Here is a 25,280-nt window from a genome sequence, read left to right as displayed (position 1 = left end):
CCTCGATGTTGGCCGAGAGGCGCTGCAACGGGCGAGAGCCCGCCACGCTCGGCCCCCTCCACACCGACTTCCGCAAGGGCGCCTCCCACATGACCTGGGAGGTGCTCGGAAAAATATGACTCAGACGAATCTGCGCGAACTTCTTGAGCGGCGGATCGCGGTGCTCGACGGCGCCTGGGGCACGATGCTCCAGGGCGCGGGCCTCACCCCCGGGGACTACCGCGGCGACCGCATCGGCGACGACCACCCGAAGGACGTCACCGGCGACCCCGACCTGCTGAACCTGACCCGGCCGGACGTGATCCTGGACGTCCACCGGCAGTACCTCGACGCCGGCGCCGACATCACGACGACCAACACGTTCACCGCGACGAGCATCGGCCAGGCCGACTACGGCCTTGAGGGCCTGGTGCGCGAGATGAACGTGCAGGGCGCCCGGCTGGCCAGGCAGGCCGCCGACGAGTACGAGGGCCGGTTCGTGGCCGGCTCCGTCGGGCCGCTCAACGTCACGCTCTCGCTGTCCCCGCGGGTCGAGGACCCGGCCTACCGCGCCGTCACGTTCGACCAGGTCAAGGACACCTACGCCGAGCAGATCGCCGGTCTCGCCGAGGGCGGCGTCGACCTGCTGCTGATCGAGACGATCTTCGACACGCTGAACGCGAAGGCCGCGATCGCCGCCGCCCGCGAGGTGGCGCCCGAACTGCCGCTGTGGATCTCGGTGACGATCGTCGACCTGTCCGGCCGGACGCTCTCCGGCCAGACCGTCGAGGCGTTCTGGCGGTCGATCGAGCACGCCGAGCCGCTCGTCGTCGGCGTGAACTGCTCGCTCGGCGCCGACCAGCTCCGCCCGCACGTGGAGGAGCTCGCGCGGATCGCCGGCACCTACACCGCCTCCCACCCGAACGCCGGCCTGCCGAACGCGTTCGGCGGCTACGACGAGACCCCGGACGAGACGGGCGCCAAGCTCGGCGAGTTCGCGTCGTCCGGCATGGTCAACCTCGTCGGCGGCTGCTGCGGGACGGGCCCCGCGCACATCGCCAAGATCGCCGAGGCCGTCCGCGGGACGGCGCCGCGCGAGGTCGCGCGGCCCGCGAAGGCCAGCCGGTTCAGCGGCCTGGAGCCGTTCGAGATCGGCGCCGACACCGGCTTCATCATGATCGGCGAGCGGACGAACGTCACCGGCTCCAAGCGGTTCCGCAAGCTCATCGAGGCGGGCGACCACCAGGCGGCGGTGGACGTGGCGCTGGAGCAGGTGCGCGGCGGCGCGAACCTGCTCGACGTGAACATGGACGCCGACCTGCTCGACAGCGAGCGGGAGATGACGACGTTCCTGAACCTGATCGCGACCGAGCCCGAGGTGGCCCGCATCCCGATCATGGTCGACAGCTCGCGGTGGAGCGTGCTGGAGGCCGGGCTGAAGACGGTCCAGGGCAAGGGCGTCGTCAACTCGATCTCGCTCAAGGAGGGCGAGGAGCCGTTCCTCGAGCAGGCCCGCCGCATCCGCGACTTCGGTGCCGGCGTCGTCGTCATGGCCTTCGACGAGAAGGGCCAGGCCGACACGACCGAGCGCAAGGTAGAGATCTGCGGGCGCGCCTACGACCTGCTCACGCAGACGGCCGGGTTCCCCGCCGAGGACATCGTGTTCGACCCGAACGTCCTCGCCGTCGCGACCGGCATCGCCGAGCACAACGGGTACGCGAAGGCGTTCATCGACGCGCTGCCGCTCATCAAGGAGCGCTGCCCGGGCGCCCGCACCAGCGGCGGCATCTCCAACCTGTCCTTCTCGTTCCGGGGCAACGAGGTCGTCCGCGAGGCGATGCACTCGGCGTTCCTGCTCCACGCCGTCCGCAACGGCCTCGACATGGGCATCGTCAACGCCGGGCAGCTCGCCGTCTACGAGGACATCCCCGCCGACCTGCTCGAACTCGTCGAGGACGTGCTGTTCGACCGGCGTCCGGACGCGACCGACCGGCTCGTGTCGTTCGCCGAGAACGTCAAGGGCGAGGGCACCAAGCGCGAGGTCGACCTGTCCTGGCGGAACGCGCCGGTGGCGGAGCGGCTGTCGCACGCCCTCGTCCACGGCATCGTCGACTTCATCGAGGAGGACACCGAGGAGGCCCGGCGGCAGGCCGCCCGTCCGCTGGACGTCATCGAGGGCCCGTTGATGGACGGCATGAAGGTCGTCGGCGACCTGTTCGGCTCCGGCAAGATGTTCCTCCCCCAGGTGGTGAAGAGCGCCCGCGCGATGAAGCGGTCGGTCGCCTACCTGGAGCCCTTCATGGAGAAGGAGAAGGAGGAGGCGCTGCGCGCCGGCCGCGTCGAGGAGGACCGCGGCCAGGGGAAGATCGTCCTCGCGACGGTCAAGGGCGACGTGCACGACATCGGCAAGAACATCGTCGGGGTCGTCCTCGGCTGCAACAACTACGACGTGGTCGACCTCGGCGTGATGGTGCCCGCCGCGAAGATCCTCGACACCGCGGTCGCCGAGAACGCCGACGCGATCGGGCTGTCCGGCCTGATCACCCCGTCGCTGGACGAGATGGTCTCCGTCGCCGCCGAGATGGAGCGGCGCGGGATGCGGCTGCCGCTGCTGATCGGCGGCGCCACCACGTCCCGGCAGCACACCGCCGTGAAGATCGCGCCCGCCTACGACGCCTCGACCGTGCACGTCCTGGACGCGTCCCGGGTCGTCGGCGTCGTCTCCGACCTGCTGGACGAGGACCGCGCCTCGGCGCTGGACACCGCCAACCGGGAGGAGCAGGCCCGGCTCCGCGAACAGCACGAGAAGAAGCAGCGCCGCCCGCTCCTCACCATCGAGCAGGCCCGGGCGAACCGGGAGCAGGTCGACTTCTCCGACGTCCCTGCGCCCGGCTTCACGGGCGTCCGGATCGTCCAGCCCGACCTGGCCGCGATCCGCGAGATGATCGACTGGCAGTTCTTCTTCCTGGCCTGGGAGCTGAAGGGCAAGTACCCGGCGATCCTCGACCAGCCCGTCGCGCGGGAGCTGTTCGACGAGGGCAACGAGCTGCTCGACCAGATCGTCGCGGACGGCTCGTTCGAGGCCCACGGCGCCTACGGCTTCTGGCCCGCCCACGCCGACGGCGACGACATCGTCCTTCCGGGCGCGGGGAGCTTCCCGATGCTGCGGCAGCAGACGTCCAAGCCCGAGGGACGCCCCAACCGCTGCCTCGCCGACTACATCGCCCCGTCCGGCGACAACCTCGGCGGCTTCGCCGTGACGATCCTCGGCGCCGAGGACCTCGCCGCGAAGTTCGAGGAGCAGAACGACGACTACAAGTCGATCATGGTGAAGGCCCTGGCGGACCGGCTCGCCGAGGCGTTCGCCGAGTACGTCCACCTGGAGGCCCGCCGCGCCTGGTTCGAGCCGGACGCCGACCCGGCGCTGGAGGACCTGCACGCCGAGCGCTTCCGCGGCATCCGCCCCGCGCTCGGCTACCCGGCGAGCCCCGACCACAGCCTCAAGCAGACCCTGTTCGACCTCCTGGACGCGGGCCGCCTCGGCATGAAGCTCACCGAGTCGTTCGCGATGGCGCCCGCCGCCAGCGTCAGCGGCCTCATCTTCGCCCACCCGTCGTCGCGCTACTTCACCGTCGGCCGCGTCGGCAAGGACCAGATCGAGGACTACGCCCGCCGCTGCGACCTGCCCGTAACCGAAGTCGAACGCTGGCTAGCCCCCAACCTCGCCTACGACCCCGCCTGACGTCCCCCAAAACCCGCCTGACCCCGCGCCAAGCCGCGACCGTCAGGCGGGTTTTTCTATGTCGAATGTCGACAAATAGTCGGATTTCTACTCGAACATTGAATTGTAAAAATCGAAAAAGCGTAGCGTTGCCAACTGATTACCAATAGTCTCCATCCATGCCCACGACAGAACACGAGCTGCCTCTGGAGATGGTCCGCAACCGGCCGCAGCTCGTCCCAACGATCCTGCGGACCGTCTTCGGCCTGAATCTGCCCGAGGGTGGACGGATCACGCTGACCTCGGAGTCCTACGCGGAGCTGAGCCCGGCCGAACTGCGCTGTGATGCCACCGTCCTGCTCGATGACCCCGAGACCCCCACCCACGGCATCGTCGTGGAGTCCCAGACCCGGTTCGCCAAGGACAAGCGTTTCAGCTGGCCGGCCTATCTGGCCCTGCTGAGGCAGCGCCGCAGGTGTGGGGCGATCCTCCTGGTCTTCTGCATTGACCAGGCCGGCGCGCGAGCCTGCGCCGCTCCGATCGACATGGGGCACCCCGGCTGGGTGCTCAAGCCGCTCACGGTCCACCCCGGAATGCTCCCGCCCGTCACCGACCCGGAGCAGGCCCGCAGACTCCCCGAGCTGGCGGTGCTCGGCGCTCCGGCCCATGCCGACGGACCGCATGCGGAAGCCGTCCTGACCAGCGTGACCGCCGCGCTCGGCAGCCTCAGCGGCGACACCGGCGCTTTGTACCATGATTATCTGATGACGCGGTTCTCTGACGCCGCCCGCAAGATCCTGGAGGACACCGTGGACATCAAGAACTACGAGTGGCAGTCGGACTTCGCAAAGAGCCACATTGCGAAGGGCCGTGCGGAGGGCGAGGCGAAGGGGGAGGCGAAGGCGCTCCTGCTCGTGTTGGATGCGCGCGGTATCTCCGTGCCCAATGACGTCCGTGAACGTGTCATCAGCTGCACCGACACCGACCAGCTCGATCGCTGGGTCCGGCGCGCGGCCGTGGTCCACTCGGCCGAGGAGCTTCTCGACTGAGTTCAGCGGCCCGTGTGTCGGTGGGGCGTGCGATCATCCTGCCCGTGGAGATCGAGAAGCTGGTGGCGCGGCTGGCCGGGGCTGAGCAGAAGTCCGCGGGCGATGCCCTCGTCACGATCGGCGGTCCGGCCGTGCGTCCTGTCCTGGACGTCCTCTGTGACGAGGGCTCGCCGGTCGATTGGGCCACCAGTGCCATGGTGCTGCGGCGTATCGGGCGTCCTGCCCTCGATCCGCTGATCGAGGCCATGGCCGCGGCTCCCACTCCCGAGGTGGCGCGCCGCTGTGGCTGGGCCCACTCCGGGCTCGAGATCGACGACCTGTCCGCGTTCGTGCCCGGTCTGAGCCATCCGAGCCCGGAGGTTCGCGACAACACGGCCTATGTCCTGCAGCTCAAGGGCACCGCCGCCCTGCCGTACGTGCCCGGCCTGATCGCCCTCCTGGGCGACCCGGACGCCGACGTCCGGCGACGCGTCATCTGGGCTCTCCAGGAGATCGGCCCGGACGTGGTCCCTCTCCTTCACGACGCTCGCCGCTCCGGCGCAGGCCGGCTTCGGCGTCCCGCGCTGGAGGCTCTCGCCGCCGTCGGTGGCCCGTCTGCGCTGGACGACCGTGACCGGGCCCTCGTCCGCCGTCTGATCCGCGTGAAGCTCGCGACCGAGACGCCCGAGTCCATGCATCTGTGCGGCACCTGGTACGCCGTCCCGAGCGGCGACCAGCCCGCCGTCCTGGACGCCTTCGACCTGTCCGACCCCGAAACCGTCACGATGCGGCTGGGCGCGTCCGCATGGAACCACGACCACCATGCCTGGAGCGGCGAGCACCGCTCATGCCGTCGGGTCTACGTGACCCCGCGGATGGACGGCTGGACTCTCATCTTCGGCGAACCCTTCGACTCCCATGACGAGGAAGTCGACCCCGCCGCGGTCCAGGGCCACTGCCGCGAACTGAGCGGCCGCTTCGGCGCGGCTCACTGGTACGGCGCGAGCTGCGGCGACAGCTGGACGGCCTGGTGCGTCGCCGAGAAGGGTGAGATCGTCCGCTACTACGACATCGAGGACCCGGACGACCAGATCGGCTCCCACTCCGCCGAGGACGACCAAGTCCTTCCACACATCGACGCCTTCCCCGGCGGCGCCTTCGACGGCGTCGACTACAACGACAGCGACGCCTTCCTGGCCCGTTACCTCCAGGTCAAGAAGGACCTCGGCATCCCTGACAGCGCCCACGCCACGACCTTCGCCGCCCGCGCGTCGGTCGACCCGGCCGCCCTGGGCCCGGCAACGGACGTCCAGGGCCATGGCGTCCTTGCGCTGACATCATGCGGCCGGGAGCACGGCCATCCTCGGGGAGCCCTCGACATCTGAGGCCGCTTCCATGGGCGGTAGATCTTTTGTTTTCGCTGGTCGGCTGTGGTTTTAGCCGTTTTGTCGCGGATTCTCGGGCTATGTCCTCGGAGTCAGGCGATGTCAGCGAGAGAGCGAAGTACTGATCATGGCGGAGGCGGACACCGGAGGCGGCGGCAACGACAAGGCCCAGGACCTCCCGGTCGCGGAGCTCAAGGAGGCCGGCCGCGAGTTCGTCCAGGCGGTCATGCTGCGGACGCTCGAAAAGGCCAGCGGCAGGATCGAGGGACTGACCCAGCGGCTGAACGACGCCGCGGACGGTGGCGGAGCAGGGAAGAAGGCGGCGGCCGCCGGCGCGAAGAAGCTCGCCGAAGGCGAATCGCCGCTCAAGGCGGGCCTCAGCGCGGGCGCGGCCGGTGCGAAGGAGAAGGTGAAGAGCGCCGTGGGCGCCGGCTCCGGCGACGGCAAGGGGGACGGCGGCGGCAAGGGGAACGGCGGGGGCCCCAAGGTGGTCAACATCATGGAGGAGTTCGATGTCGGACTGCCGCGCCGGGTCGCCTACGACCAGTGGACGCAGTTCGCCGACTACCCGAGCTTCACCAAGAAGGTGGAGAGCGTCGAGCAGGAGTCGGACGAGAAGATCAACTGGCGGGCGCAGATCTTCATGTCCCATCGCAACTGGGAGTCCACGATCACCGAGCAGATCCCCGACGAGCGGATCGTGTGGACGTCCAAGGGCGCGAAGGGCTACGTCGACGGCGCCGTGACGTTCCACGAGCTCGCACCGACCATGACACGGATCCTGCTGGTGGCCCAGTACCACCCGGACGGCTTCTTCGAGAAGACCGCCAACCTGTGGCGTGCGCAGGGGCGCCGCCTGCGCCTGGACTTCAAGCACATCAAGCGCCACATGATGACGCACACCCTCCTCAACCAGGAGGAGACCGAAGGCTGGCGCGGCGAGATCCGTGACGGCGAGGTGGTCAAGACCCACGAGGACGCCCTCAAGGAGGAAGAGGAGGCCCGAGGGCGAGAGGACGGCGACGAGAAGAAGGCGAAGTCCGAGGACAAGACGGAGTCCGAGGAGAAGGCCGAGTCCGAGGAGAAGGCCGAGTCTGAGGAGAAGGCCGAGTCTGAGGGCAAGGCCGAGTCTGAGGGCAAGGCCGAGTCTGAGGGCAAGGCCGAGTCCGAGGAGAAGGCGGAGTCCGAGGAGAAGGCCGAAAGCGCCAAGGCCTGACGTTGTCGCTGGTGAGGATGGCCCTGGAGGGGGATGTACACGCGGGAAGCCGTGGGGCAGACCGAGCATCGGGGGAATGATGGGCGACGGCAAGCTGGAGCCTGAACGTGAACGGGACGAATCCGGCGGCGAGGAGGAGGGCCTGACCGGCAGGACGCTGACGCCGGACAAGCGGTCGCGCTCCGAAGGCCCGGACGTCTTCCTGGACGTCCCGTTGCTCAAAGTGGACGAGATCTCCCTTGAGGTCGAGAACCTGGACGCGCACGTCTCGCTCGTCGCCGAAGTCCTCGACCTGCTCAAGCTGAACGTGGGCGCGGATGTGTTCCTCGGCAGGGTCAAGCTGGAGATCAAGGGGGTCGAGGCGCAGGCGCAGCTCGAAGTCCGCCTCGACAACGTGGCCCTCATCGTCGACCGCGTCCTGACCACCCTCGACCGCAACCCCGAGATCCTCCAGCACATCGGACGCGGTGTGGAGTCGGCGGCCCGCAACATCGGCGCCGGAACCGGGACCGCGGTGGGCGAGGTCGGCAAGGGCGCGAGGGGCGCCGTCGAGGACGTCGGCCACGGCGCCGGCGAGGCGGTCGAGAGCGTCGGCGAAGGCGCCGGTGGTGCGGTGGAGAGCGTCGGCGAGGGTGCCGGCGGCGCCGTCAAAGACGTGGGCAAGGGTGCGGGCGGCGCGGCCGAGAGCGTCGGCGAGGGTGCCGGCGGCGCCGTCCAGGACGTGGGCAAGGGCACCGGACGCGCGGCCGAGGAGGTGGGCAAAGGCACAGGTGAGGGCGTCCGCGACGTCGGCAAAGGCGCCGGTGGCGCGGTCGAAGGCGTCGGTGAAGGCGCTGGTGGCGCGGTCGAAGGCGTCGGTGAAGGCGCCGGCCAAGCGGCGGAGGCCACCGGGAAGGGCGTCGCCGACACCGCGGAGAAGGCCACGGGAGCCGCGACCGGCAACGGAGGCGACACCGAAAAGCCGGAGCAGAAAGACACCGAAGAGCCGAAGCCGAAGGACAGCGAAGAGTCGAAGCCGAAGGACAGCGAAGAGCCGGAGCAAAAGGACGCCGAGAACCCGGGCGCCTCCGACGACGACGAGGAGAGCACGGCCCTCCAGACTGCTCTCCACGAGACCGAGGAGTCCGTGCGCGACCTGGGACGGGCACTGCTCCGCATGGTCTCCCAGCGGCGAGGAGACGAGTGATCATGGACCGCGACGAGCTCCGCCCGACGGTGATCCGCTTCACGGCGAAGGTGAAGGCCGACGAACTCCGCTTCGACGAGGCGCCCGAAAGCTCGGTGGTGTTCACCGGGGACGCCGCCGACGAGTCGACGTCCGGCAGCGACCGGACGAACCTCCCGGACAAGGTGGAAGAGAACGTCACCTACCGCGACGTCCAGGTCCACTACACGATCGACGTGAAGCTGCGCCCCATGGACGACCGCTGAACCCTCAACGCGGAGTCACTCTGTGCTGCGCCCTGGTGGGATGTCGTTCGGGGTCAGTGCGGGTCAGTGGGGTTGGGTGGTGATGCGGTCGAGCCATTCGCGTAGGAGGGTCTGTTCTCCGGCGGTCAGGGCCGTGGTCTGGGGGAGCGCGGCGCGGAGGGCGGTGGCGGCGCCCGACGGGCCGGGGGACGCGGTCGCCGGAGTGCCGGTGGTGATCGCGGCGATGATCGCCTCGCGGGCGAGGACGGACAGTGCGTGGTCGCGCTCGTCGGCGGGCATCGCGATCAGCGTGATGACGGTGCCGCTGCCGGCGGCGTGGACGAGCCGGACGGCGCGTTCCTCGCCGACGCGCAGCCGGCCCGCGGCGGCGATCCGGCGGATGTGCCCGGCGAGGATCTCGATGCCGGCGACTGCGGCCGGCGGGACGGCGCCCGGGCGCGGCTCGTTCATCAGCAGGTAGAGCGCCGGGTTGGCCAGGCCGAACTCGATGTGCATGTCCCAGCCGGTGCGCAGGTCCTCGACCGGGTCGGCGGTGGGCTCCACGCCGGTCTTGTCGTTCAGGTAGGCGGCGAAGCCCTCGGCCGCGACGGCGTCGAGCAGTCCTCGCTTGTCGCCGAAGAGCCGGTAGATCGTCGGGGCCTGCACGCCGGCGGCGGCGCTCACCGCCCGGGTCGAGACGGCCTCCCGGCCGCCGTCGGCGAGCAGTTCGGCCGTGGCGGCGAGGATGCGCTCCCGCGGTTTGTCGCCACCGGGCGAGTCGGCTACCTCCATGTTAGTGACGATAACAGGATTCTATTAGCGATGGTTCTGTATCAGTGCTAACGTCGACGCGTTATCAGTGATTCATGGTCGTCGACGGTGACTCGCCGCGACCGGACCATCGGGAGGACGTCGTGATCGTCGTGACCGGAGCCAACGGGCTGCTCGGGCGGGAGATCGTCGAGCGGCTGGCGGAACGCCTGCCCGCCGCGCGGATCGGAGTGAGCGTCCGGGACCCCGAGAAGGCGCGGGGCCTGGCGGAGCGGGGCATCCGCGTCCGCAGGGGTGATTTCGCCGATACCGCCGGCCTCGCGCACGCCTTCGAGGGGGCGTCGCAGGTCTTGATCGTGTCCATCGACGGCATCGGGGAGACCGCGGTCCGCGCGCACAGGGCGGCGATCGACGCGGCCGGAACGGCGGGCGCCAAGCGGATCCTCTACACCAGCCATATGGGCGTGAACCCGTCCTCGCCGTTCCCGCCCATGGCGGACCACGCCGCCACCGAGGCGGCGCTTCGCGACTCCGGCATGATCTTCACCGTGCTCCGCAACGGCTTCTACGCGTCCACGACGGGGCTGCTGCTTCGCGCCGCCCTTGCGAAGGGTGAGCTGGCCGTGCCGGAGGACGGGCCCGTCTGCTGGACGGCCCACGCCGACCTGGCCGAGGCCGCCGCCGTCATCCTGGCCGAGGAGCCGTTCGACGGTCCGAGCCCCGCGCTGACGGGAAGCGAGGCGATCGACATGAACGGTGTCGCGGCGCTCGCGTCCGAGTTGACCGGACGCACGATCCGGCGGGTGGTCGTCTCGGACGCCGACTACCGGGCCGCACTTGCCGGTCACGGCGTGCCCGAGCCGGCCGCGGACATGCTCGTGGGTATGTTCGCCGCGAGCCGGCAAGGCGAGTTCGCCCAGGTCGACCCGGCACTTTCGGGTCTGATCGGCCGTCCGCCGACATCGCTGCGGGACGTCCTGAAGGCGACCCTCGCGTCGACCGGCTGAGCCGCGGCCTCCGTACCGGCGTCTTTGTCGGTGGTCGTCGCTACGCTCGCAGCCCTTGCGGGAGCCGGACGGGAGGACAGGGTGATCGTCGAGCGGACAGGGGACCTCCTGCGGGACGACGCGCAGGCGCTGGTCAATCCGGTCAACACCGTCGGCGTCATGGGCAAGGGGCTCGCGCTCCAGTTCAAGCGCGCCTTTCCCGCCAACTTCGCCGCATACGCCGAGGCGTGCTCCGAGGGCCGTCTGCGTCCAGGCGAGATTCTGTGCGTGCCGGTGGAGGGCGACCGCTGGGTCCTCAACTTCCCCACCAAGCGCCATTGGCGGGCCCGCTCCCGTGTCGAGGACGTCCGAACCGGCCTGGATGCCCTGGCCCGCGTCCTGGGCGAGCGGCACATCGCGAGCGTGGCCGTCCCGCCCCTCGGCTGCGGCCACGGCGGCCTCGACTGGGCCACCGTCCAGCCGATGATCGCCGCGGCGCTCGGCTCGCTGAAGGTCGACGTCCGCCTCTACGTCCCGCCGCCGGCACCGGGGACGTGAAGGCCGAACCAGGGCAGGCGCGGGCGCGTCGGTAGGGGTGGTTCTCGAAGGGAGAGGGATGCTGAATCTGGACGGGTGGAAAGCGATCGACGGGGTGCTCAAGGCGCGGTACGGGGACGCGAAGCGGCTGGAGTGGGATGCGCCGATGCCGTATCGGCCGATGGGGCCCATGCCGATGGGGCAGTTCGTCACCAACACGATCGCGATCTATCCGCGGGACGAGCCGGTACCGCACTGGCATCTCGTCGGCTACGCACTGACCGCGCCCTTCGAGGAGCGCGGCTACGAGTTCACGTTGCGGGTGCCGCGCCATCCGGAGGAGGAGGGCCCGCCGAACTGGGCGCTGGCCCAGCTGGAGAACCTGGCGTCGTACGTGGTGAAGAGCGGCAACGACTTCAAGGCCGGGCACTACATCGAGTTTCCGGATCCGCTCGATCCCGAACGTCCGGGCTCGATGATCCGGGCGGGGGCGCTGGTCCTCGACCCCGAGCTCGGGCAGGCGCGGACGGACCTCGGGGAGGTCGCGTTCCTGCAGTTCGTCGGGATCACCACGGATGAGCTTCACGCGGCGCAGTCGTGGCACGTCGAGGGGCTCGTCGACGCCCTCGCGCCGCATCTCCCGGCGCTCGTCACCGATCTCGACCGGATGTCGCTGGCGGACGTTCCCGGCGTCGCGAGCACCGTCCGCGAAGGTTCCCGGCGGGACGGGTCCGGTACCGGCCTCCTGTTCTTCCAGCAGCTGGCCGCCGACACGTCCAACGGCGTCACGCTGGAGATCGGGGCGCGGCACGTTCCGCAGTTCACCCGGGTGCTGCCGGCGCGCGTGCCGCACGGGAACCCGCTGATCCTGCGCGGCCCCGGCATGCCCGTCGTGCTGCTTCCCGGGCGGGCGTTCGGCCACAGCGAAACCGAACAGGCCCTTGAGATCACGCTGCCGGACGCGGTGAGCAGGGCCGTCGCCGATGCCGTCCAGCCGCGGCCCGGCGCCTACCGGGTCGGCCCGCTCACCGTGAACGTCGTGCCTTAGCCCGGTTGCTCCGTGAGACGGCCTTCGCGGGCAGGCCGCGCGAAGGGGCGCCCGCCGGGGGCGCCCCTTCTGAACACTCAGTGGCGCGCGAGGACGGGGGCCTCGGTGATGGTGACGCCGGGGGCGACGGCGCTGCGGCCGTTCTGGAAGTTGCGTTCGACCTCGGCGACCTCGGCGGGGTTCGGGTCGGGGTTGCGGCAGGACGTCCCGGCGCTGGCCCCGGACATCAGGTCCGAGCACAGGCCGGTGCGCCGGTCCGGCAGGCCGAGGATGTGGCCGAGCTCATGGGACGCGATCCGGACCGTGTAGTGCCCTTCCTGCACAGCCTCTCGGCCCATCCAGACGGTGCCGCGGCCGAGCCCGGCGGGCTGGGTGCGGGGCCAGCCGTCGTCGGCGTAGACGACCACGTCGGCGGGGGTTCCCGCCACGAACCGGACGTTGCCCAGGTGCTCGTTCCAGATCCACGCGCCCTCGTCCACGGCGGACCGGAACTCGGCGGCGCGGCTCGCGTCGTACCTGATCGTGCGTACGGCGGCGTGCCGCGGATGCGGGGACGCCGAGGCGGGCACGCCCGTCCCGGTGAGGAAGGCCAGGCCGAGCAGCAGCGCGGCGCACGCCCTCAGGAGCTTTCTGGAAGCCATGGGAGAGACTCCTCGTGATAGCGGGGGGTTCTCCCGACTATTGATCAGCAACGCGGAAACGGCCAATGCCGGACACCGCCGGCGGCGCCGGAACAGAAGCCCTCCTGTTCGCCCCGCCGGGACGACCTGCGGACTTTCTATGAGCGTTCCGGGCAACTGAAAATCGAGGCGTTTTTCAAACCCGTTGAACTCGCCGCGTCGACCGCCCTCGCGGTGCGGGGGCGACGAGTCCTAGGCCGATCGGACGTGCCGGAACGGGACCGGCGGCCGACGCGGACGGCCCCTCCCGGCGAACAGCATGAACGCATGACCGCAACAGACCTCACCGCCAAGGCCGCGGCGCGGCCGGCGTCGGCGACATCCGGCTGGGCCGCGCTGCTCGCCGCGTCCATCGGCCAGTTCCTCGTCGTCCTGGACATCTCCGTCGTCAACGTCGCCCTGCCCCACATCCGCGAGGGCCTCGGCCTCGGCGTCACCGGCCTGCAGTGGGTCGTCAACGCCTACTCGCTGACGTTCGCCGGGTTCCTCCTGCTCGGCGGGCGCGCCGCCGACCTCTTCGGCCGCAAGCGCGTCTTCATCGCCGGCCTCGGGCTGTTCACCGTCGCCAGCCTCGCCGGGGGGGTCGCGCAGGACGGCGCCATGCTGATCGCCGCCCGCGCCGCGCAGGGCCTCGGCGCCGCGATCCTCGCGCCGGTCACGCTGTCGCTGGTCACCGCGACCTTCCCGGAAGGCCCGGCGCGCACGAAGGCGATCGCCATGTGGACGGCCGTCGGGACCGCGGGCGGCGCCACCGGCGGCCTCGTCGGCGGACTACTGACGGACTACCTCAGCTGGCGCTGGGTGCTGCTGATCAACGTCCCGGTCGGCGCGGTGGTCGCCGCGATCGCCGCCCGCTGGCTCCACGACGAGCGGGACACGGCCGGGCGCCGCCGCCTCGACGTGCCCGGCGCCGTCCTCGTCACTGCCGGCGTGGGGCTGCTCGCGTTCGGCATCGGGCAGACCGAGGACCACGGCTGGACCTCCCTGATCCCGCTCACCGCCGGGCTCGTCCTGCTCGCCCTGTTCGTCGCCGTCGAGGCGCGCGCCCCGGAGCCGCTCGTCCAGCTACGGCTGTTCCGGCTGCGCAGCGTGGCGGTCGGCAACCTCGCCACCCTCGTCGGGACGATGGCGGGTTTCGCGCTGTGGTACTTCCTGTCGCTTTACATGCAGAACGTCCTGCACTACAGCGCGGTCCGCACCGGCCTGTCCTTCCTGCCGCACACCGCGGGCATCATCATCGGCTCGCGGCTCGCCCCGACCCTGATGGCCCGCATGGACGCCCGCCTCCTCGCCGGGATCGGCGGGCTCATGGCCGCGGCCGGGTTCGCCTGGCAGAGCGTCGTGCTGGACGCCGACGGCACCTTCCTGACCGCCGTCCTCGGACCCGGTGCCACCATGGCGCTCGGCTTCGGCCTGCTGATGACCCCGCTGGTGGAGGCGTCGACCAGCGGTGCGGACGCCTCCGAGGCGGGCGCCGTGGCGGGCGTCGTCAACACCTCCCGCACGATCGGCGGCGCGATCGGCCTCACCGTCCTCGGTACGGCCGCCGCCAAGGCCGGCCCCGACCTCGTGGACGGCTACTCGGCGGCCTTCCTGATCGCGGCGATCATCACCACCGCCGGCACGGCCATCGTCCCGTTCCTGCCGAAGCCCCGGCGAGCGGGTCAGGAGGACGCGGCGGCGGCATGACGCACGGCACAGGTCAGCGGGTCACAGCAGAACGGGCGCCGCCCGGATGGGGTGCGCCCGTCATGCGAAGTGCGAGGAGAGCGAAAGGGCTGGACCATTTCAAAGATGAGAAGGAAGCCCCTTCATGGCCTCGCGGAACCGACGGTAGCAGTCAGGCCGGGACCAGGTCACCCAGGTTTTCCGGCGTGAAGACCCGCGAGTCCTCGTGCAGTCCTTCGGGACGTTCCAGGCCGATGAAGGTGACCGGCCCATCGGGTGCCGAGCCGTCCCAGAGGGTCGTCTTCTCCGCGTCGAGGAGGTCCGTCAGGTAGCGGACGTCGAGGTGGCGGCGCTCAACGATTCCGCGCACCAGCATCGACGTCGTCACCCGGTTGTTCTCCACCTGGTTGAAGTTCGCGCCGCCCTTCAGGTGCAGGTGGAGCCACTTGGCGCACCACTGGCCGTCGTCGCCGCGTATGAACACCATCGGGAGCGCCACCCGGCCGGGCCCGCGCAGGTCCGACTTCATCCGGACGGTCCGCGCCTCGAACGGGCGTCCCTGCTGCTCCTCGTCGCGCAGCATGAAACCGAAGAACGACTCCTCGACCTCCTCGAAACCTTCCCCGGAATAGATGTGCACCTGCGGAACGATGAACCGCGACCTGACCCTCGCCAGCGACAGGTTGATGAATTCCGAGGCCCCCTCGGGCGCGTCGGTGATGTCACCGGAATGCTCGCCCTCGACGGTCGTGAGGTTCGTCCAGGAGAGCCATTTCGGGTTGCGGTAGTCCTCGTCGAGCATGAGCGCGGAAAGGTCGAAGTCCGTGGTGAGCCTGCGCTGCCGCCAGTAGACGAAGAACCGCAGCAGTTCGCCGTCGACCGCCGAGACCGAGCCGCGCGGCAGGACGCCGAAGCCGTTCCCGGCCGCCTTCCCGCTGAGCGGCAGCGCGACGTCGAGCGCGTCCGGGTCCACGACAAGATGCCCGGCGGACGGGAGCCGGCCGCGGATCTCCTCGTCCAGGAACGCGGAGAGCCGCGCGACGACGTCCGGGTCCAGCGGCGGGCGGGTGTCGGGCGCCGTCACGCCGCGGCCGAGCCGGTTGGCGAACAGCCGCGTCCGGCCGGTCGCGCCCGCCCGGTTGAGCAGGTGCTCGCGCACCGACAGCAGCACCCGCCCGGACACCCGGCCGGCCACCGATCCGGCCGCGTCCAGCACCGCGTCCTCGGCGCCCGGCGCGAGCCGAAGCAGCCGGTCGAGCGACCGGAACAGCATGCCGGGCGCGCTCTTCGCCACGTTCGCGGCGCCGGCGACGTCCCCCGACGCGAGACGGGCCTCGATGCGCGCGGCGAAGGACGGTGCGCGCTTCTCGCCGCGCGCGACCGCGAACACGTCCGCCGCTCCCGTCCACTTCGGGTACTCGTGCGGGTGGAGCCTCTCGCCGAGACGCTTCCAACGCTCGTGCCAGGCCGCGACGTCCCCGAGCTTGCCGGGGTCGTCGCGCACCACGCCGTCGAGCGCGGCGAGCAGCGCCCGGCGCACCGGACGGGACATGGACACGAACCGCGTCGGCTCCTGGAGGGTGACGTCGCCGTCCGACAGCTCGCACGCCAGGCGCAGCACGTCGGTGACCGTGTCGACGATCGGTTCGCCGCCGCGTGCCAGGCGCGCCCGGTTGACGACGGCGCGGTTCTCCCGCACGGGGACGCCCCCGGGAACTTCGGTGGCCTCGTACCGTCCGGCCAGCTTGCGGAGTGCCGCGAGCTCGTCCTCCTTGAGGGGGGTGACGCTGCCGGCCAGCTCCAGATAGAGCCGCTCGCCCTCCTCGTCGACATCGCCTCCGAGATGCAGGACGGTCACCCGGTCGCCGGCGGCGGCGATCAGCTCGTCGTGCGCGGCGAGCATCTCCTCGTAGGTGTGCTGGTAACGGCCATAGCCCTTCAGGGTGAGCAGGTTCAGGACGCCGTGCCGCAGCGATTCGGTGGCGGCCGGCGCGGTCTCCGGGTCGCGCAGCGTGTTCCGGAGAAGGCCCGTCCAGAAGTCCAGGGTGTCGGGGACGTTGCGGGGGAAGTCCCGGAAGTACGCGTTGTGCCCGACATGGCCGCCCGCCATTTCCCGGGCGGCCGGCAGCGTCCATTTCGCGATCCTGATGACGGTGTCCTCGGGCAGGCCCGACAGCGCGGTCATCAGGTCGCCGGACAGCTTGAACCCGGCCGACATGAGCGCCGCGTCGAACCGCCGTGCCGCCGTCGCCGCGGCCCCGGACGGTTCGTCTCCGGACGGTTCGTCTCCGGACGGCACGGGAACGCGGAGCGTGCGCATGACGATCTGCTTTTCCAGCCAGGTGCTCACCGCGCCATGGTGACAGAGCACCATAAATCAATGCACTCGGTTAAATTCGCCTGATCAGGATGCGATCGGCTGCGGTTCCAACCGTGTGTCCCGCACCGGCGGACGGGTGAGCCGGCGTCCCAGACGCTGCGCGGGCGCTTCGATCCAGCGCTGCGACGCCCAGCTCACCGCAAGCAGGACCAGCACGAAGAATCCGAAGCCCACCGCGTCCTCGCGGCCGGATACGCCGAGGAACTGCGCGGCCACCATCAGCAGCAGCGGATGGAACAGGTACACCGAGAAACTGATGGTGCCGAGACCGGTCGCCCAGCCGGGGAATCGCCGGTGCCGCAGCCGCCACGCCGCCGCGAAGGCCCCCGCCGCCGCCAGCACCGCGCCGCACCAGACCAGCTGGGCGTGCCGCCCGTAGGGAGCCGCGTTCCACACACCGGCCGCGAGCGCGCCCGCCAGGACCACGGCTCCCGTCAACGCGGCCGCGCGGCGGGTGATCTGACCGTGCTCGGCGCGGTGGATCGCGGTGCCGGTGAACATGGTCGCCAGCATGACGAGGCCCTCCCACGCGCTGATCCGGCCGTTGACGGTCACCAGGACGGCGGCGACCAGCCCGCCGAGGAGCCCGCCCGCGACCCGCGGCGCGGGCCGCCGGGACACCCCCGCCCCGATCGCCACCAGCAGCGCGGCGGCCGTCACCGCGACCACCGGGCCCGTCCCCACGGTGCGCGACAGCAGGGCCGCCGGCGCGTGCGCGCCCGTCAGCAGCCCACCGGCCGTCAGCATGACGGCCACCAGCGCCACCACCGTGAGGACGACGGCGGCGGGTGCCGACCGGCGATGCCCGCCGACGACGAACAGCGCGACGATCAGCAGGTAGAAGGCCATCTCGTAGGACAGCGTCCACAGCACGTTCATCGCGTTCGGGACGTTCAGGACGTCCTGCAGCATCGTCACGTGGGCCAGGAGGGCCGTGGCGGGGGAGTACCGCTCCAACCCCGCCCGCAGCCCGAGCACACCCAGCAGGAACGGCAGGACGGCGAGGAAGCACGTCACCGCCAGCAGCGGATAGATGCGGAAGAACCGGCCGATCCAGAATCCGCGGACGCTTCCGCGCCGCTCCAGGGACGCGGGAACGACGTATCCGCTGACGAGGAAGAAGACGAGCACGCCGAAGAGTCCGGGATCGAACCAGTCGGCCATCCGCACGCGTAGCCCAGGGAGGTACACATAGCTCGCGTGATGCAGCGCCACCGCCAGGGCCGCCCCTCCCCGCAGCGCGTCAAGCCACCCAAGCCGGGACGTTACGGGGGAAACACCCGACACGGGAACCATTCCGACAGACTAGACGCTCCATCCCCATCCGCACCGGGCACCATGGAGATCATGACGACACCGCCGCTGACTCCCGACCACCTGCTGACCACGACGCGCACCGTGCGCAAACGCCTCGACCTGCACCGCCTAGTCCCGATGGACCTCGTCCGCGAATGCCTGGAGATCGCCGTCCAGGCGCCGAGCGGGAGCAACCGGCAGGGCTGGCAGTGGATCGTCGTCACCGACCCCGGGACGCGCGCGGCGATCGGCGAGTACTACCGGCGTTCGTTCGCCGCCTACGCGCAGGCGGGCGGTTCCGGGGCCGCGCTCTACCAGGACGATCCCGACCGTGCTGAGGTGCAGCGCCGCGTGGGGGAGAGCGCCGCCCACCTGGCCGAACGCATGGGCGACGTGCCCGTCCTGGTGATCGCGTGCCTGCGCGTGCCCGGCGGGCGGCTCCCGGCCGGCAACCAGGCCGGCCTGTGGGGTTCGCTGCTGCCCGCCGTCTGGAACTACGCCCTCGCGGCGCGCGCCCGCGGGCTCGGCACCGCGTGGACGTCCCTGCACCTGACCTACGAGCGGGAGATCGCCGAACTGCTCGGCTTGCCCGAGGACGTCCGCCAGGGCGCGCTCATCCCCACCGCGTACTACACCGGCGACACCTTCCGCCCCGCCCCGCGCGTCCCGCTGGAGGAGATCCTGCACCTCGACCGCTGGTGACGGGGTTTCCGAAAGGTCGACGCGCCTGAGCCTCGGCCCTTTGCGGGCCGAGGCTCTCCGTGGCGGGTCAGAAGCCGGCGGTGATCTTGGTGAACTCCCACTGCTGCTGGTCGATGCCGCTGCAGTTGGACGTCACGCCGCCGCCCGCGCAGGGACGGTCGCGGTTGGCCGACCAGTACGCGAGGCGCGCAAGACCATGGGACCTGGCCCAGTCCCGGATCTGCGTCCACGTCGCCGGGGACGTCAGTTCCTGCTGGTCGGACAGGCCGTTCATGCCGGAGATGCCCATGTGCGAGTAGGCAGTGGCGTCCGACCATCCGAACGCCGACTTGAGGGCGTTCTTCAGACCCTCGGACGCGTTGACGGTGCTGCCGTACATGTTCGAGCCGCCGCCGAAGTCGAAAGGCATGATGGTGAAGACGTCGACGTTCGCCTGGAGCGCGGCGGCCTGGTCGATGAGCCGGGTGCCCCAGTAGTTCGGGCCGGTGGTGGAGGTGCCGAACGTCAGGATCGTCTGGATGCCGGGGTTGTTCTGCTTGACGATCTTCAGCGCGCCGAGGATGCGGTCCTGGACGGTCGCGTTCTCGAACTCGTCGCTGTTCTCGATGTCGATGTCGATGGCCTTGAGGCCGAACGCGTCGATGACCTTCTGGTAGGCGCCGGCGAGCGCCTCGGCGGATGAGCAGTTCGGGCCGAGCTTGTTGCCCGACCAGCCGCCGACGGACGGCAGCACGTCACCGCCGGCCGCGCGGATCTGCGATATCGCCTGCGCGTCCACGCCGCCCTGCAGCGGGCGGTTCCCGTCCCACGCGGGGCTGCAGCCGCCGCCGGACAGGATGAACGCCATCGTGAACCACTTGATCCCGGTCGCGTTCATGACCGTGGACGGGCTCGGCGGGTCGCCCCAGCCCATGTACAGGTAGGGCGCGGCGCGCCGGGTGGCGGCGGGCGGAGTCGTGCAGCCGGACGTGGTGGCCGACACCGGGCCGCTCGCCGCGGACTCGCCGGCCGAGTTGTAGGCCCTGACCGTGTAGGTGTGGTCCGAGCAGGTGGCCAGGCCGCCGACGGTGGCGCTCGTCCCGGTCACGGTGGCCCGGACGGCGGAACCCTCGTAGACGCGGTAGCCGGTGACCGTGCCGGACGAGGCGGACCACGACAGCGTCAGCGAACTGTTCGTCTTCGCGGTCACGGCCGGGGCGCCCGGCGCGGAGGGAGCGCCGGGGGTGCCGCCTCCGCCGGTGCAGGCCGAGCCGTTGATCGTGCAGTTCTGCGGCGTCCCCGATCCGCTGACGATGAAGCCGAACGAGACGGTGGAGCCCGCGGCGACGCTGCCGTTGTACTCGCGGTTGGTGAAGGCGGCATGCTGCCCCGACTTGGTGAGCAGCGCGTCCCAGTAGGTGCCGACCGAGGAGCCGGACGGCAGGTCGAACTCCACCTTCCAGCCGGACACGGCGGACGCGGTCTCGTTCTTGATCGTGTACTTGGCCTCGTAGCCGGAGCCCCAGTCGGACGACTTGGTGAAGGTCGCCGTCACGGACGCGGCGCCGGCCGGCACGGGGACGAGCAGGGCGAGGAGCAGGGAGCAGAGGGCGGTGAGCAGGAAGCCGGGCAGAAGTCTTCTTCGCAAGGTCACTCCCGGGTAGGAGACGTGGACGAGCGGGAATCCCCCGAACCCCGAGTCGGTCGTGATGCTGCGCTCAGTACGCGGCGGGAGGCGGGCGTGGCACGGTGCGGTCCTCTGATCTAATAGGAAACTTTCCTATAAACTCGACTGAACGGTAACCATCCGGGCGCCGCCACGCAAGACCCTGGGAACGCTTCGCCCGCACCGCGTCCAGACCGGAACCGGTCGGGCCGCCCATTCCACTGGAGAGTCGGCGAAGTCATGCCGCGGTCGGAGAACGGGTTTCGACCGTGGTCGGATGACCGGGAGACGCGGGCGGCCGAAGCTGGGCGCCATGACACAACAGACGAAGGCCACCCCGGCGATCAGGGCCGAGGGGCTGACGAAACGGTACGGCCGGCGCACGGTGGTCGACGATCTGACGTTCACGGTCAGGCCGGGCGCGGTGACGGGCTTCTTCGGCCCGAACGGCGCGGGCAAGACCACGGCGCTGAAGGCGGTCGTGGGGCTGGCGCGGCCGTCGGCGGGCGCGGTATCGGTGCTGGGGGCGCCGGCGGCCTCGATGGTGCCGGACGCGCGCCGGATCGGCGTCCACATCGAGCCGTGCGGCGCGCACCCCGCCCGGTCGGCCCGCGCGCATCTGCGGACGCTGGCGCTGTCGGCGGGGCTCCCGCGCCGCCGCGTCGAGGAGGTACTGGAGATCGCCGAGCTGACGGGGGCGGCGGGCCGCCGGGTCGGCGCCTTCTCGCTGGGGATGCGGCAGCGGCTCGGCCTCGCCGCCGCGCTGCTGGGCGACCCCGAGATCCTGGTGCTGGACGAGCCGGCCAACGGGCTGGACCCGCAGGGGATCCGATGGCTCCGGACGATGCTGCGGGACCGGGCGGCGAGGGGCGGCACGGTGCTGCTGTCCAGCCACATGCTCGCGGAGGCGGCGCAGACGGTGGACGACGTGGTCGTCATCGACCGTGGCAGGCTGGTGCACGAAGGACCGATCAGTGAGGTGGAGTCGCTGGAGGACGTGTTCCTTGAGCTCACCGGAGGGTTGGAGCGATGATCGGCCTGCTTCGAGGGGAACTGCTCAAGTCGGTGACGACCCGTGCCGTGTGGGGGTTCGCGGCCGGGGGGATGGCCTTCGCCGCCCTGAACGCGGTGCTCGTCGCCGTCGCGTCAGGAACGCTCGACGAGGTGCCGGAGAAGAAGGAGGCGCTGTCGGGGCTACCGGTCCTGCTGCTGCTGTGGGGACTGGTCGGCGCGGCGGGCGAGTACCGGCACCGGACCGCCGCGCCCACGGCGCTGGTGGCCCGGCGCGGCCGCGGCACCGTCCTGGCGGTGCGGATCGCGGCGTACGCGCTGACCGGGCTCGGGCTGGCGCTGCTGATCAACGCGGTCTCGGTCGGCGTGGCGCTGCCGCTGCTGGCGGACCAGCCCGGCCCGGACCTGACGTCCGGCCAGGTGACCGAGGTCGTGGCGGGCAACGTCGGGGCCCTCGTGCTGGCGACGGTGCTGGGCGCGGCGATCGGTGCGCTGATCCGCGTCCCGGTCGTCGGCGCGGTGGTCCTCCTGATCCTGGACCTGGTGGTGCAGCCCCTGGTGAGCGGGTCGTGGGAGCGTGAGGCGAACCTCTCGCCGTTCGGCGCGGCGGGCGTCATGACGGGCGGCACCCACAACACGACACTCACGGTCGCGCAGGCCGGCGCGGTGTTCGCGGTCTGGACGGTCCTCGTGGCCCTGGTCGCGGTCGCGGTCGAACGACGGCGTGACCTGGCGTGAACGTCGCGGAGCGGATCCGGGCGGTGCGGGGCCTGCAGGCCGCGCACCGCCCGGTGCTGTTCGACATCGCGGTCGCCGTGGCAGCGACCATCGTGGAAGTGGGGCTGCTGTTCAACGACGGCACCGAGGCCGTGCCTCTGCCGATCGCGGTGACCGTCCTCACCGGTGTGGTACTCCTGGCCCGCCGCCGGTTCGGGGTGGCGGTGACCGCGGTGACGGTCGCGTCGGCGGCCGCGGTGACCGCGGCCGGGTACTCGCCCGGGGGCGCGCCGGCCGTCGTCGCGCTGTGGTCGCTCGCCGAGACACGCGACCGGCGCGTCTCGCTCGCGGTGCTGGCACCGGTGGCCGTGTTCCTGGAGGTCGACAACGTCTGCAGCCCGCCGGTGTCGATCGGGGCGTGGATGCTGGGCGCCTACATGCAGACGCGCCGCCGCTACGTCCAGGCGGTAGAAGAAAGAGCCGCCACCCTCGAACGCGAACGGGAACAACTCGACCTGATCGCGGCGCAGCGCGAACGCGGCTCGATCGCCCGCGAACTGCACGACATCGTCGCCCACTCGGTGACGGTGATGCTGATCGGGGTCCGCGGCGCCCGCGACGTCCTGGAAACCGAACCGCAGGTGGCCGCGCGGACGCTGGAACGGGTGGAGACCAGTGCCGAGCAGAGCCTGGCCGAGCTGCGCCGGATCCTGGTCCTGCTGCGCGGGCGGCACGCCGCGGAGACGCGACCGCAGCCGTCGCTGGCGGACCTGGACGAACTGGTCGCCGGGTACCGCGCGGCGGGACTGCCCGTCCGGCTGGAGATCGCCGGGGAACCGCTGGACCTGCCGAGCGGAGTGGAGCTGTCCGCCTACCGGATCATCGAGGAGGCGTTGACCAACGCGCTGAAACACGCCGGGGCGACACTGGTCACGGTACGGCTGAGCTACGGCGGAGCGGACCTGGAGGTGCGGGTGCACGACGACGGGACGGGAACCGGCGAGCCGGGCCCCGGCGGGCACGGCCTGGTGGGGATGCGGGAGCGGGTCGCGGTGCTCGGCGGTGAGCTGGAGACGGGCCGGGCCCCCGGCGGCGGGTTCCGGGTCGCGGCACGGCTGCCGATCGGGGAGCCCGCGTGACGATCCGGGTGCTGATCGTCGACGACCAGGAGCTGATCCGGATCGGTTTCCGGCTGTTCCTGCAGACCCAGGCCGACCTGGAGGTCGTCGGCGAGGCCGCGGACGGCCGCGAGGCCCTCGTGCGGGCGGCCGAACTGCGGCCCGACGTCGTCCTGATGGACGTCCGGATGCCGCGGATGGACGGCGTCGAGGCCACCGCCCACCTCACCGAGCTCCGCTCGACCGACCGTCCTCCAGCCCCCGCCCACCGCCATTCAACGGACGAGCTCCGCTCGGGCGACCGCCTGCCTCGCGTGCTGATCCTCACCACCTACGACCTCGACGAATACGTGTTCGGCGCGCTGCGTGCCGGGGCGTCGGGATTCCTGCTGAAGGACGCGCCCCGCGAGCGGCTGCTGGAGGCGATCCACGTCGTCCACCAGGGCGAGGCGCTGCTGTCCCCGTCGATCACCCGCCGCCTGATCGAGGACTACGCCGACCGCACCGACCCGGTCCGGCCGGCACCGGACCTGCTGACCGCGCTGACCCCGCGCGAGCGCGAGATGCTCCTGCTCGTGGCCCAGGGCCTGTCGAACCAGGAGATCGCGGCGCGGCTCGTCGTCACCGAGGCCACCGTCAAGAGCCACGTCGGCAGCGTGTTCGCCAAGCTCCACCTCCGCGACCGCGTCCAGGCCGTCGTGCTGGCCTACGAGCACGGCATCGTCGTCCCGGGCCGCCCTCCCGGCCCGCATTGAATGATCACGCATCACCTCGCGGGCCGGAGTTCGGGGAGGGGGCGCAGTCCGGGGGCCAGGGCGAGGGTGATGGTCACCGAGGCGGCGGCCATGAGCGCCATCGCGGTCGCCGGGGAGGTCGCCTGGGCCACGCCGCCGGCCACGGCCGCGCCGACGCCCTGCATGGTGAGCATGCCGGACGAATGCAGGCCGAGGGCGTGGCCGTGCACGGAGATCGGGGTCAAGGCCATGAGGCGTTCCTGGAGGAGCAGGGTCGCGGCGTAGCCGATCGAGGCCAGGAGGACGGCCGCCGCGCCGATGGGCAGCGGCGGGTCGACGGCGAAGAGCAGGTACGGGACGGCCAGGAGGAGGCGCAGCGGCGGGCCGAGTCGTTGGCGCAGGTGATGGGGGACGAAACGGCCCGTCACGGTGTCGCCGATCAGCATGCCGACGGCGGCCACGGCGAGCAGGAGGCCCGCATGGTGCGGGGAGTACGAGACGAAGAGGGCCTCGCAGCCGACGATCAGCCCGTTCGGCACCCACATCGCCAGATAGGTGTAGCGGCGCGGCGCCGAGGAGAGCAGCCGCACATTGGTGTGCCAGGTTTCGCGGAGACTCGGGCGGCCCGCGGCCCGGGGCGGGCGCCGGCTCAGGCCGGCCACGGCCATCGCAGCGGTGAGAAGGTAGAGCGCGGCGCCGGTGAGCAGGGTGCCCCGGGGCGAGAGCGCGACGACGAGGACGCCGCCGACGGCGAATCCGCAGATCTGCATGGTTCCCACGGACATGTTCAGGACCGAGCGGCCGATGAGGTAGCCGTCCTTGGGAAGGATCTCGCTCAACAGCCCGTAGCGGACGCCGCTGCCGAGCGAGGCGACCAGCCCGAGGCCCAGCACGAGGACGAACAGGGCCGCCACCGGGAGGCCGGGCACCGCCAGGACGGCCGTGCCCGCGGCGAAGATCAGGGCGGTGCAGGCGAGCGCGGCCCTGGGCGGCAGCCGATCGGCGGCCGACAGGAGGGTCAGCGCGCCGATCATCTGGGCGAACGAGCCGCCGAACATGCTCAGCGCCGAAAGCAGCGGCGACCGGGTCGCGTCGTACACCAGGGTCCCGAGCGCCAGCGCGCTGACCGTCTGGGCGGACGCCTGGACCGTGAACGACGCGAAGAGCGGCGTGTACTCGGGGGTGCGCAAGAGGGCCCGATACGTGTGCATGATCCAAAGGGTCCGAGGCCCCGCCGGGCCGCCGGTA

General features: G+C 71.1%; 21 protein-coding genes. 15 read left to right on the top strand and 6 right to left on the bottom strand.

What is annotated here, in order from left to right:
- Positions 1 to 115: 115 nt before the first annotated feature.
- From metH to ACQPXG_RS35125, 6 genes are all read left to right on the top strand, one after another.
- Positions 116 to 3,721 carry a methionine synthase gene (metH, locus tag ACQPXG_RS35150; protein ID WP_433463449.1) on the top strand — a complete coding sequence of 1,202 codons (3,606 nt, stop codon included), beginning with the start codon at positions 116 to 118 and terminating at the stop codon, positions 3,719 to 3,721.
- A 158-nt stretch (positions 3,722 to 3,879) separates the two neighbouring features.
- On the top strand, positions 3,880 to 4,749 hold the full coding sequence (locus tag ACQPXG_RS35145) for a hypothetical protein (protein ID WP_433463448.1): 870 nt from the start codon (positions 3,880 to 3,882) through the stop codon (positions 4,747 to 4,749).
- Positions 4,750 to 4,793: 44 nt separating this feature from the next.
- Positions 4,794 to 6,113, top strand: coding sequence for a HEAT repeat domain-containing protein (locus tag ACQPXG_RS35140; RefSeq protein WP_433463447.1), 1,320 nt, complete (start codon positions 4,794 to 4,796; stop codon positions 6,111 to 6,113).
- Positions 6,114 to 6,240: 127 nt separating this feature from the next.
- Positions 6,241 to 7,329, top strand: a complete 1,089-nt coding sequence (locus ACQPXG_RS35135; protein WP_433463446.1) for an SRPBCC family protein — start codon at positions 6,241 to 6,243, stop codon at positions 7,327 to 7,329.
- Positions 7,330 to 7,405: 76 nt separating this feature from the next.
- Positions 7,406 to 8,515, top strand: a complete 1,110-nt coding sequence (locus ACQPXG_RS35130) for a hypothetical protein (RefSeq protein ID WP_433463445.1) — start codon at positions 7,406 to 7,408, stop codon at positions 8,513 to 8,515.
- A 2-nt stretch (positions 8,516 to 8,517) separates the two neighbouring features.
- A complete protein-coding gene (locus tag ACQPXG_RS35125; protein ID WP_433463444.1) occupies positions 8,518 to 8,760 on the top strand; it encodes a hypothetical protein in 243 nt (80 codons plus the stop codon).
- Between the two features lie 63 nt (positions 8,761 to 8,823).
- On the opposite strand, the gene ACQPXG_RS35120 is transcribed toward ACQPXG_RS35125, so the two are convergent.
- Complete coding sequence (locus ACQPXG_RS35120; RefSeq protein ID WP_433463443.1) at positions 8,824 to 9,531, bottom strand: TetR/AcrR family transcriptional regulator; 708 nt, start codon at positions 9,529 to 9,531, stop codon at positions 8,824 to 8,826.
- 74 nt (positions 9,532 to 9,605) lie between these two features.
- Here ACQPXG_RS35120 and ACQPXG_RS35115 point away from each other — a divergent pair, with 74 nt between their 5' ends.
- The 3 genes from ACQPXG_RS35115 (at position 9,606) to ACQPXG_RS35105 (ending at position 12,081) form a co-directional block, all read left to right on the top strand.
- Positions 9,606 to 10,517, top strand: coding sequence for an NAD(P)H-binding protein (locus ACQPXG_RS35115; protein ID WP_433463442.1), 912 nt, complete (start codon positions 9,606 to 9,608; stop codon positions 10,515 to 10,517).
- 81 nt (positions 10,518 to 10,598) lie between these two features.
- On the top strand, positions 10,599 to 11,054 hold the full coding sequence (locus ACQPXG_RS35110) for a macro domain-containing protein (RefSeq protein ID WP_433463441.1): 456 nt from the start codon (positions 10,599 to 10,601) through the stop codon (positions 11,052 to 11,054).
- A gap of 58 nt (positions 11,055 to 11,112) precedes the next feature.
- Entirely contained in the window at positions 11,113 to 12,081 is a 969-nt protein-coding gene (locus tag ACQPXG_RS35105; protein WP_433463440.1) for a suppressor of fused domain protein, read from the top strand.
- A gap of 77 nt (positions 12,082 to 12,158) precedes the next feature.
- On the opposite strand, the gene ACQPXG_RS35100 is transcribed toward ACQPXG_RS35105, so the two are convergent.
- Entirely contained in the window at positions 12,159 to 12,722 is a 564-nt protein-coding gene (locus ACQPXG_RS35100) for a snapalysin family zinc-dependent metalloprotease (RefSeq protein WP_433463439.1), read from the bottom strand.
- Between the two features lie 306 nt (positions 12,723 to 13,028).
- Here ACQPXG_RS35100 and ACQPXG_RS35095 point away from each other — a divergent pair, with 306 nt between their 5' ends.
- Positions 13,029 to 14,450 carry an MFS transporter gene (locus ACQPXG_RS35095; RefSeq protein ID WP_433463438.1) on the top strand — a complete coding sequence of 474 codons (1,422 nt, stop codon included), beginning with the start codon at positions 13,029 to 13,031 and terminating at the stop codon, positions 14,448 to 14,450.
- A 151-nt stretch (positions 14,451 to 14,601) separates the two neighbouring features.
- On the opposite strand, the gene ACQPXG_RS35090 is transcribed toward ACQPXG_RS35095, so the two are convergent.
- Positions 14,602 to 16,779, bottom strand: a complete 2,178-nt coding sequence (locus ACQPXG_RS35090) for a hypothetical protein (RefSeq protein WP_433463437.1) — start codon at positions 16,777 to 16,779, stop codon at positions 14,602 to 14,604.
- Between the two features lie 54 nt (positions 16,780 to 16,833).
- Positions 16,834 to 18,105, bottom strand: a complete 1,272-nt coding sequence (locus ACQPXG_RS35085; protein ID WP_433463436.1) for an acyltransferase family protein — start codon at positions 18,103 to 18,105, stop codon at positions 16,834 to 16,836.
- 51 nt (positions 18,106 to 18,156) lie between these two features.
- Here ACQPXG_RS35085 and ACQPXG_RS35080 point away from each other — a divergent pair, with 51 nt between their 5' ends.
- On the top strand, positions 18,157 to 18,807 hold the full coding sequence (locus ACQPXG_RS35080) for a nitroreductase family protein (protein WP_433463435.1): 651 nt from the start codon (positions 18,157 to 18,159) through the stop codon (positions 18,805 to 18,807).
- A gap of 67 nt (positions 18,808 to 18,874) precedes the next feature.
- Here the strand turns inward: ACQPXG_RS35080 and ACQPXG_RS35075 are convergent, their stop codons facing one another.
- Positions 18,875 to 20,434 (bottom strand): cellulose binding domain-containing protein, encoded by a 1,560-nt coding sequence (locus ACQPXG_RS35075; RefSeq protein WP_433463434.1) that lies wholly within the window; start codon positions 20,432 to 20,434, stop codon positions 18,875 to 18,877.
- A 331-nt stretch (positions 20,435 to 20,765) separates the two neighbouring features.
- On the opposite strand from ACQPXG_RS35075, the gene ACQPXG_RS35070 reads away from it, so the two are divergent.
- From ACQPXG_RS35070 to ACQPXG_RS35055, 4 genes are read left to right on the top strand one after another with little or no spacing between them, the layout of a single operon-like run.
- Positions 20,766 to 21,485, top strand: a complete 720-nt coding sequence (locus ACQPXG_RS35070; RefSeq protein WP_433463433.1) for an ABC transporter ATP-binding protein — start codon at positions 20,766 to 20,768, stop codon at positions 21,483 to 21,485.
- Positions 21,482 to 22,201, top strand: coding sequence for a hypothetical protein (locus ACQPXG_RS35065; RefSeq protein ID WP_433463432.1), 720 nt, complete (start codon positions 21,482 to 21,484; stop codon positions 22,199 to 22,201). Before ACQPXG_RS35070 ends, ACQPXG_RS35065 begins: the two co-directional genes overlap by 4 nt.
- Positions 22,198 to 23,319, top strand: a complete 1,122-nt coding sequence (locus ACQPXG_RS35060) for a sensor histidine kinase (RefSeq protein ID WP_433463431.1) — start codon at positions 22,198 to 22,200, stop codon at positions 23,317 to 23,319. The genes ACQPXG_RS35065 and ACQPXG_RS35060 overlap by 4 nt, the downstream gene beginning before the upstream one ends.
- Positions 23,316 to 24,053: a response regulator gene (locus tag ACQPXG_RS35055; RefSeq protein ID WP_433463430.1), complete on the top strand. Its 738-nt coding sequence runs from the start codon at positions 23,316 to 23,318 to the stop codon at positions 24,051 to 24,053. The genes ACQPXG_RS35060 and ACQPXG_RS35055 overlap by 4 nt, the downstream gene beginning before the upstream one ends.
- 11 nt (positions 24,054 to 24,064) lie before the next feature.
- Here the strand turns inward: ACQPXG_RS35055 and ACQPXG_RS35050 are convergent, their stop codons facing one another.
- Positions 24,065 to 25,243, bottom strand: a complete 1,179-nt coding sequence (locus tag ACQPXG_RS35050) for an MFS transporter (RefSeq protein WP_433463429.1) — start codon at positions 25,241 to 25,243, stop codon at positions 24,065 to 24,067.
- Positions 25,244 to 25,280 lie beyond the last annotated feature (37 nt).

This window comes from Spirillospora sp. CA-128828 (assembly GCF_050945415.1).
Classification (GTDB): domain Bacteria; phylum Actinomycetota; class Actinomycetes; order Streptosporangiales; family Streptosporangiaceae; genus Spirillospora.
This window is presented reverse-complemented; position numbering and strand designations above follow the sequence as displayed.